Raw genomic sequence first — 7,210 nt, 5'->3', positions numbered from 1 at the left:
TAATTCGCCACGTCTTTTACATGGCCTCTACATTTTTTCATCTTAAATTTTAAAGCTGCACTAGTCAAAACCGATTTACATGTGGTCTTCAGTCTCCTTATGAATTTTTGAAATGCAGTCTTTGTTAACTAGCTAGATTCCTATATTTTTGGAGCAAAAACGAGTTCCCCAAGGTCCGCTTAAGACAGGCTACAAACATTAGTTTCTAGCTCGTAATGGGGCAGAAACGAGTTACGCATTAAGGTCCGCTTTTGGCACGTAGCCGAATTTCGGCAAAGAGCGAACAACGGCCGTTCACAATTACTTTTCTATTTCGTCAATGTATATCGCTTGCATAGTCAGGAAAACGACCCAATCGTTCGTTTTTGTCCTGAGACAAAAGATAGAACGACTCCATTTTAGTAGTATTGGCAATTAGTTAAGAAGTTTGTTACAAATGAGTCATTCAGAAAAACGAGCGACGATGTGGTAGAAAAACGCGCAATTCGCTCGCTATAAACATGTTAGAAAACTAGGGAGTATTTATGTTCAAGGAAGTTGGTAACACTACAATTAAAACTCATCATATTGCAAAATGTCACTGTGGCTCTATCGAACTAGAGCTACACCTACCCAATGGTATTGAAAAACCAAGACGTTGTGATTGTTCTATATGTCGACGAAAAGGTGCAATTGTTGCGTCTGTAAAATTGGATGGAATTCGCGTAGTAAAAGGGCAAGAATTTATTAAGCTCTATCAATTCAACACCCTCGAAGCGAAGCATTATTTTTGTTCAAACTGTGGCATCTATACTCATCATCAACGACGCTCAGAGCCAACCGAGTACGGTTTTAACGTTGGGTGTTTACAAGGCGTAAACCCTTTTGATTTAGGTGACGTTGTTACTAATGATGGTGTTAACCACCCTGCGGACCGATAGTTTTCTCACCAATTAACAGGCTCGTTACCACCGTCCGCTTCTGGCACATATACGACTGTTAGATTTGATTGAATTGTGTTAATCGAATCAGGCATTTCAGTTAAGACTTGTTCAGTTAGGTACAAAAAAGCCCGCTAATTAGCGGGCTTTTTTATGCACTTTTAATTTGTTTATTTAAAGCGGTGCTTTTAAATCTTTGTTCTATTACTGGACGTAAATCTTTAAAAATTACTTTTCCACAATCATCAAAATTAACTTTTTCTTTATTTGGTGCAAACCAATCTAAATGACAAAACAACAATAATGAGTCTATTACTGTTTCAGTAAATTTAGACTCGTATTCTTTATCGCTTAATACTTGTTGTTCTTGTACTTCTTCTGGTGATTTATCGCCTGGTGCAATTTGCCCTGATGCCGGGTTAGTCGAACCTGTAATGAGCCATAATGCATATTTTGAACATTTAGGGTGAGAGGTGATTTTAGTTAAAGCAGTGAAACTAATTTCTCTATCGCCTACTTCATATTTTTTATATGAAGCTAGAGGTATATCAACAAGTAAGGAAAATTTGTTTTGACTTAACCCAATCGCAGTACGAACTAATTTCAATTTTTCATAAAATTCATTTGACATGGAGTCAATTCCGATCCTAAAATACAGTTATTGGAGTTACAAATAACCCCTTAGCGGTGAGAGCTAAGTTTTAAATGGGTTTTTGCTCTTAAAAACATACAAATCAATTAGATATTAGCACAAAAGAATCCTAATACGGAACTCTCTTAAGGCTATGAAGATTAAAAAGGACACAATCATGAATACAAATAACTTATATAGAACAAATATTAAAGGTGAAGAAATACAATTACGTGACCGTATTATTAGACCTAAAGAGGTCGCGGAAATATGTGGCATGTCGCGTGTAAATTTGTATCGATTAAAAAATAAATTTAAGTTTCCGCCAAGTATTCGTATTTCAGAAGCCAGAGTCGGTTGGTTAGAGTCTGACATTGAAGAATGGAAAAAACTGGGTGCTGAAAACTTTTATATTGTGTATGGCGAACAATTAAAAGACCAAGCATTAGCAAGGAAAGTGGCTTAACTTTTATTTTTAGCACTGAGTAATAAAACGGAGTGATTAAAATGGTTAGTACAGCAGTTAAATTAAATAAAACCAAATTACATAATGATGAACCTGTCAGTAAATTAAAGTTAGTACCTGGTAAACGTCAATTACCCGATTGTTATTTGGCGGCCAAAGGCAAACTTAAAAACCGTATTACACCTGAGTTTATTTTTAATAGCTTATCGCAAACACAGCGCAATATTGTTATTTATGCTGCGCACCAATCAGGTGGTTTTACAGCTAAAGATAGTAATAAACGTTTTGATGAATTTACAAGTGATCAGTGTATTAAAATTCAAAAGGCGCTGGTTGAATTAGGGGCTATTAAAAGTAAATTTGCTGATGCCAATGTATTACAAATGGCAAAGTTTACAGCAGGTAAGCCAACGGCTATCTACGATGATACACACCACATTAATACTGATTATTTACTGACAAATCACAATTTAGAACCACATTAACACACCTTAAAGCACCACTTAATTTTTTAAAACTTTTTACTACTTACTAAAGCAAGGATTTTGGTATGAGCTCTACTGCGCGCGGAAAACAAAGAAATAATGATGATTATTACGTTACACCTCAATGGATGGTTGATGAATTTATAGAGCATTTCAATGCAGATTACCCACAAGATAAGGATGCTTTCGTTTTGGATCCTTGTGCCGGTGGTTGTGATAAGTATGAAATGAGTTACCCAACTGTTTTACAACAACATGGTTTTAAACATGTTGAAACGTTAGATATCAGAAATGATTCAAGAGCTAATTTTATTCTAGATTATCTTGAGCCACAGCTCGCGCCAATATATAAATTAATTATTACAAACCCACCTTTTAATTGTTCTGCTGAAATTGCAGAAAAAGCATTTAAAGACGTTTCCACTAATGGCCATATTGTGATGTTGCAACGCTTAAATTGGTTAGGCAGTAAAAAGCGTAAATCATTTTGGGAAAATGCCCCACTAAAACATGTTTACGTTCACCACAAAAGAGCTGGTTTTGATCCTGAAAAACCTAGCGCTAAAGATTCTGTTGAATACGCTCATTTTGTTTTTCAAAGAGGCTATGTCGGCCTTTCACATATCTCAATTATTTAAAAGGATTTAACTATGAATGACCCATTAAATAAACGCTTACTTTTAAACAAGCTTAGGAAATTAGGTAAAGAGAAAGAAGCTATTTATCTTAAATCTGATGATTTACTTGAACAGCTAAAAAGAATTGGTGGAGAACAACTAAAAATAGAAGGCAAGTGTTTAGAGAATCGCTATGCCTTTCCCATTCTTGAGAAGCATAAAAAGAATTTTAATAAATATGTTTTTAATGAAAGGCTAATCAGAGATGGGTACAAGGAGTTCCGAATATGAACAGTCACGATAAGCAGTTAGCAAAACAAGTAATTGAATCACAAAAGCAGCTTGAGTTAGCAAGAAAAATATTAAGTCGCGCGTTTGCAGCTAGAGAACAAGCCCAAGTAAATGCAAACCTTTGTAGTGATAAGGCTTTAGCTAAACGTTTACAAGCAATCGAATCAAAGATATGTGGCCATAATTCTTTCAGGTTCAAAATGTTTGAAAAGCAGATACAACAAATTAATGAAAATAAATATGACTTCACAGAAGAATTTAAATATAAGGAAATATCATGAAAAACTTAACACAAGAAATAATAAACGAAGTTGTTATAACGGCTAATGAAGCGATTACTTTTTTAAATAAACGCGCTACTACAGGTTTTTTAATTTACGCAGAAGATACATTAACTAACCTGGTACCGTTTGCACAAATGGCAGCAAAACATAGTGATGAAGCTAAAAATGTTTTAGATAATTTAAACAAAGCTTTAGATTGTGTGCAAACGGGTAAAGATGTTGAGTTATTACCTGAAGTAAAAGCAGCTTAATTAATGCCGCATTTTCGTATTGATATTACAACGTTAAATTTATCTACAACGGCCAGTGGTGTTATTAACGCAATTGACAATGTAGATAATTATAATTTTGTCGCAAAGGGCTTAGCTAAATTACCTATTCCTTTGCAAAACCGTTTTGCTAAACGTTATGTTGATATGATTGATGTAACAAAAAAATCAGCAAAAAAGAGCTTTAAAGCAAACGAATGGTTTAGAAAGTCGATTGAAAAGTTAAAACCTCGATTTGCCGTGTTATTCAGTATTACTCAAAATATGCCATTGCCATGGTATATTTTAAGTAATAAAGACAAAACCAAAAAGCATGGTAGCGTATTGGCTATGCAAGCCATGCAGATCATGATTGATATTGCAGATGAACAACCCCAAGATGATAGAGATTTACATGCGCTATTTGAAAAGGTAGGTGAATTTGCTTTGCAGTTTGGCGTGGTGCCAGAGCATTGGAAAAACCGCCACCTAGTAACTGATTTACATTTAGAATCCTCTTTATTACGACTTCAAAAAGAAAAATGGTGGGCTACAAAACTTAAAAAAGTACGTATTCGCTATTTAGAATTATTAGAGATAGCAACGGGGCAAGTTAGCCGTGATTTATTTCGCAATAAAAAAACAGGTAAGGCTTTTAGAAAGGGTATAAGCCCGTATTGTTCTAAACAAGCTATTGGTGAGTTTAATCAACAACAAGCCAGTGGTCGCGCTTATTTAGAAATGCTTGAATTGGTAAATGATCAGGGTGATGTCATTGATTTAATGAAAGCGGTTGAAGCTGGTTTAGCAAACCCTGTAAATCGTAGAAATGAATTAATGTTACGCCTAAGAGAAACCGAAGAACTCGCAACTGAAATGGGTTATGTTGGTGTGTTTTATACTATGACTTGCCCAAGTAAGTATCATGCAAATTCTAATAATTGGGGAGGTCAAACACCTAAAGAGGCACAAGCTTATTTAACTAAAACGTGGTCACAAGCTAGAGCAAAACTAAATAGATTGGGCATTCCTTACTTTGGTATGCGTGTTGCTGAACCGCATCAAGACGGTTGCCCACATTGGCATATGGTTTTGTTTATGCCTAAAAGCGCTATGTATCGGGTAAATCATTTATTACGCCGTTATTTTTGTAAAGAGGATAGAGCCGAACTTGTAAACCGCTTTAAAGAACGCCGCAACTATAAAGCTGCATATAGAAAATTACGTAAAGCTTGGGGTTTAAAGAAAAAGAATGGTCTTAAAAAAAATAAGAACTTTCACGCTAAAGAACCTCATAAATCTTACTTTCCTTCAAGCCCTCGGTTTACCCCTGTTGTTATTGATCCTAAGTTAGGTGGTGCTGCAAGTTACCTGGCAAAGTACATTTCTAAAAATATTGATGGCTTTAGTTTAAAAGCTGATTTGGATGAAGAAACGGGCGAAAATTTACAAAAGGCTGTTAACCCTGTTTTAGCTTGGGCAAGTACTTGGGGTATTCGTCAATTTCAATTTCAAGGCTCGCCAGCCGTGACAATTTACAGAGAGTTACGCCGCCAACGTAAAGCAATTGAACATGAAGAATTAGAGCAAGTTCGTAAAGCTGCTGATGAAGGTAGTTGGATTAATTTTGTAAAATTAATGGGTGGTATGTGCATTGGTAGAAATTCTCGTTTTAAGTTATTTCATGAAGTGACACCTTTTGGTAATGACTACGGTGAAGTGGTTAAACGTGTAAAAGGTGTTATTGATGAAGTAACAAGCAACTGTTTATTAACTCGCCTAACGAGTTGGACCAAACAAATAAAAGGGACGGCTGAGAAATTAAGTAGTGAAGGCCAGTCTTTTGTGAGCGCAGCTCACCCCTCTTGGACTTGTGGTAATAACTGTACGCTAGGCGCTTCAGGCCCTAGCGACGAGTTAAAGCTAATTAAGCTAGGTTTTAACACTGAACAGATTAAAGATCTAAAACAAGGTAAAAAGATCATTTTTGAAGATGTAATTGTAAAGGTCGTTAATGGAGAATTGACCATTTTAGAAGGTAAGACCTTAATTGATGAAGAAAAACGCTTAGATATTGAATGGACAGCCCAAATGAATGCGTTAAAAGCAATTCCCCCGAGGATAATGACATTTAAATATCATGAAAAAGATAAGATTGATAAATTTTCATTAAATAATAAGTGGAGAAGGTCCGGCTTTTCTATTTACATGATGAATTCAGATGATTGGGCCCAAGCTAAAGAGCTAGTCGAGTTGAGTTATAGCTATGCCAATATTGATGGCCGCGAAAAAATATCACCAACAATAAAAGTTAAAGGGCAAGCTGACATTATTGGTGATAGAGATTTAGCAATGTTGGTATTGAATGGTGAAGCCTCATTGACTGACCAAATAGAACAAGACTTCTGGTTAGCTGCTTAGTTCTACAATTGATTCATATCTAATAATTCTAGTTGTTGTTCTCGAGGTAGATTTTTTAATAAAGCTGCGGCCATTTGTGCAGTGGTTATTAGTGGTGGGTTCATGTAGTGATCAAACCCTAATGTCACTCTAAATGTTGCACCGCATTCTTTAGAGTTGGTACACGAACAATATAAATGTGACGCATGTGTACTTTGTACTTCACGCGATGTTACTACCGCTTTTGCTTCACAATTAGGACAATTTACACGAGCCATACAATCACCAGTAACTAAAAATAATAACTGTAATTATATACAGTGGTAAATTAATGGCAACTACGCACAGATACATCCATCTACCTTAAAAATTCACTCCTCTTCGCCTGCCGCTTTCATAAAAAAAATGTGAATTTTTGACATACTCAGTGACATTGAATATTAGCTAAACCCTTATAAAATAAAGATCTCTTTAGTTGTTGAAAAGGATCGCAATGTCAAAATTGTGACATTAATTGACAAAAAAGATCAAATAACTGGCTTGTATAGCTAAAACGCTATAATATTTATTTATAATCAGTTAAGTGATGTTTATTATATGAATTATCTAGCGAAAGGTTTAATGTCAGAAGAAAAGTTTAATTTGCTGATGCAATTAACCAAAGTAAGTAGCGAACCTGTTAAACAAGCATTAAGTGATCACCTGGTAAAAGGTATGAATAAAATTGATGCAGCTGTTTATAATGAAATACCACAGCAAAATTTTAATAGGGCATTTCAGCGTTTGAATAATATAGCTGGTATAGTCGAAAATATTAAAGAATTAGATTGGTTAAAGATAAATGAATCAAAATAACTAAGTCTGGTCA

The 7,210-nt window shown here is 35.1% G+C and carries 11 protein-coding genes; 9 read left to right on the top strand and 2 right to left on the bottom strand.

Annotated elements, in window-relative coordinates; translation table 11 throughout:
- The first annotated feature begins 524 nt into the window (after window positions 1–524).
- A complete protein-coding gene (locus tag CJF42_RS24285) occupies window positions 525–920 on the top strand; it encodes a GFA family protein (RefSeq protein ID WP_095369109.1) in 396 nt (131 codons plus the stop codon).
- A gap of 151 nt (window positions 921–1,071) precedes the next feature.
- Here the strand turns inward: CJF42_RS24285 and CJF42_RS24280 are convergent, their stop codons facing one another.
- Entirely contained in the window at window positions 1,072–1,551 is a 480-nt protein-coding gene (locus tag CJF42_RS24280; protein ID WP_095369108.1) for a helix-turn-helix domain-containing protein, read from the bottom strand.
- 178 nt (window positions 1,552–1,729) lie between these two features.
- Here CJF42_RS24280 and CJF42_RS24275 point away from each other — a divergent pair, with 178 nt between their 5' ends.
- From CJF42_RS24275 to CJF42_RS24245, 7 genes are all read left to right on the top strand, one after another.
- Window positions 1,730–2,017, top strand: coding sequence for a helix-turn-helix transcriptional regulator (locus tag CJF42_RS24275; protein ID WP_095369107.1), 288 nt, complete (start codon window positions 1,730–1,732; stop codon window positions 2,015–2,017).
- 41 nt (window positions 2,018–2,058) lie between these two features.
- The gene (locus CJF42_RS24270; protein ID WP_095369106.1) at window positions 2,059–2,502 is read left to right on the top strand and encodes a hypothetical protein; all 444 of its coding nucleotides are present in this window, start codon (window positions 2,059–2,061) and stop codon (window positions 2,500–2,502) included.
- Between the two features lie 65 nt (window positions 2,503–2,567).
- Window positions 2,568–3,140, top strand: a complete 573-nt coding sequence (locus tag CJF42_RS24265) for an SAM-dependent methyltransferase (RefSeq protein WP_095369105.1) — start codon at window positions 2,568–2,570, stop codon at window positions 3,138–3,140.
- 12 nt (window positions 3,141–3,152) lie between these two features.
- Window positions 3,153–3,410 carry a hypothetical protein gene (locus CJF42_RS24260; RefSeq protein WP_095369104.1) on the top strand — a complete coding sequence of 86 codons (258 nt, stop codon included), beginning with the start codon at window positions 3,153–3,155 and terminating at the stop codon, window positions 3,408–3,410.
- Window positions 3,407–3,691 carry a hypothetical protein gene (locus CJF42_RS24255; RefSeq protein ID WP_095369103.1) on the top strand — a complete coding sequence of 95 codons (285 nt, stop codon included), beginning with the start codon at window positions 3,407–3,409 and terminating at the stop codon, window positions 3,689–3,691. Before CJF42_RS24260 ends, CJF42_RS24255 begins: the two co-directional genes overlap by 4 nt.
- Window positions 3,688–3,945 (top strand): hypothetical protein, encoded by a 258-nt coding sequence (locus CJF42_RS24250; protein ID WP_095369102.1) that lies wholly within the window; start codon window positions 3,688–3,690, stop codon window positions 3,943–3,945. The genes CJF42_RS24255 and CJF42_RS24250 overlap by 4 nt, the downstream gene beginning before the upstream one ends.
- A gap of 3 nt (window positions 3,946–3,948) precedes the next feature.
- On the top strand, window positions 3,949–6,363 hold the full coding sequence (locus tag CJF42_RS24245) for a replication endonuclease (RefSeq protein ID WP_095369101.1): 2,415 nt from the start codon (window positions 3,949–3,951) through the stop codon (window positions 6,361–6,363).
- A gap of 2 nt (window positions 6,364–6,365) precedes the next feature.
- On the opposite strand, the gene CJF42_RS24240 is transcribed toward CJF42_RS24245, so the two are convergent.
- Window positions 6,366–6,620 carry an ogr/Delta-like zinc finger family protein gene (locus CJF42_RS24240; protein ID WP_095369100.1) on the bottom strand — a complete coding sequence of 85 codons (255 nt, stop codon included), beginning with the start codon at window positions 6,618–6,620 and terminating at the stop codon, window positions 6,366–6,368.
- Between the two features lie 319 nt (window positions 6,621–6,939).
- Between CJF42_RS24240 and CJF42_RS24235 the strand changes: the two genes are divergently transcribed.
- Complete coding sequence (locus CJF42_RS24235) at window positions 6,940–7,197, top strand: PapB/FocB family fimbrial expression transcriptional regulator (protein WP_095369099.1); 258 nt, start codon at window positions 6,940–6,942, stop codon at window positions 7,195–7,197.
- Window positions 7,198–7,210 lie beyond the last annotated feature (13 nt).

Source organism: Pseudoalteromonas sp. NBT06-2 (assembly GCF_002276045.1).
GTDB lineage: Bacteria > Pseudomonadota > Gammaproteobacteria > Enterobacterales > Alteromonadaceae > Pseudoalteromonas.
Note: the sequence above shows the minus strand (reverse complement) of the source record. Positions and strands in the feature narration are given on the sequence as shown.

Coding starts and splice junctions, on each gene's coding strand:
- CJF42_RS24285 (WP_095369109.1), top strand. CDS start 525: ATGTTCAAGGAAGTTGGTAACACTACAATTAAAACTCATCATATTGCA.
- CJF42_RS24280 (WP_095369108.1), bottom strand. CDS start 1,551: ATGTCAAATGAATTTTATGAAAAATTGAAATTAGTTCGTACTGCGATT.
- CJF42_RS24275 (WP_095369107.1), top strand. CDS start 1,730: ATGAATACAAATAACTTATATAGAACAAATATTAAAGGTGAAGAAATA.
- CJF42_RS24270 (WP_095369106.1), top strand. CDS start 2,059: ATGGTTAGTACAGCAGTTAAATTAAATAAAACCAAATTACATAATGAT.
- CJF42_RS24265 (WP_095369105.1), top strand. CDS start 2,568: ATGAGCTCTACTGCGCGCGGAAAACAAAGAAATAATGATGATTATTAC.
- CJF42_RS24260 (WP_095369104.1), top strand. CDS start 3,153: ATGAATGACCCATTAAATAAACGCTTACTTTTAAACAAGCTTAGGAAA.
- CJF42_RS24255 (WP_095369103.1), top strand. CDS start 3,407: ATGAACAGTCACGATAAGCAGTTAGCAAAACAAGTAATTGAATCACAA.
- CJF42_RS24250 (WP_095369102.1), top strand. CDS start 3,688: ATGAAAAACTTAACACAAGAAATAATAAACGAAGTTGTTATAACGGCT.
- CJF42_RS24245 (WP_095369101.1), top strand. CDS start 3,949: ATGCCGCATTTTCGTATTGATATTACAACGTTAAATTTATCTACAACG.
- CJF42_RS24240 (WP_095369100.1), bottom strand. CDS start 6,620: ATGGCTCGTGTAAATTGTCCTAATTGTGAAGCAAAAGCGGTAGTAACA.
- CJF42_RS24235 (WP_095369099.1), top strand. CDS start 6,940: ATGAATTATCTAGCGAAAGGTTTAATGTCAGAAGAAAAGTTTAATTTG.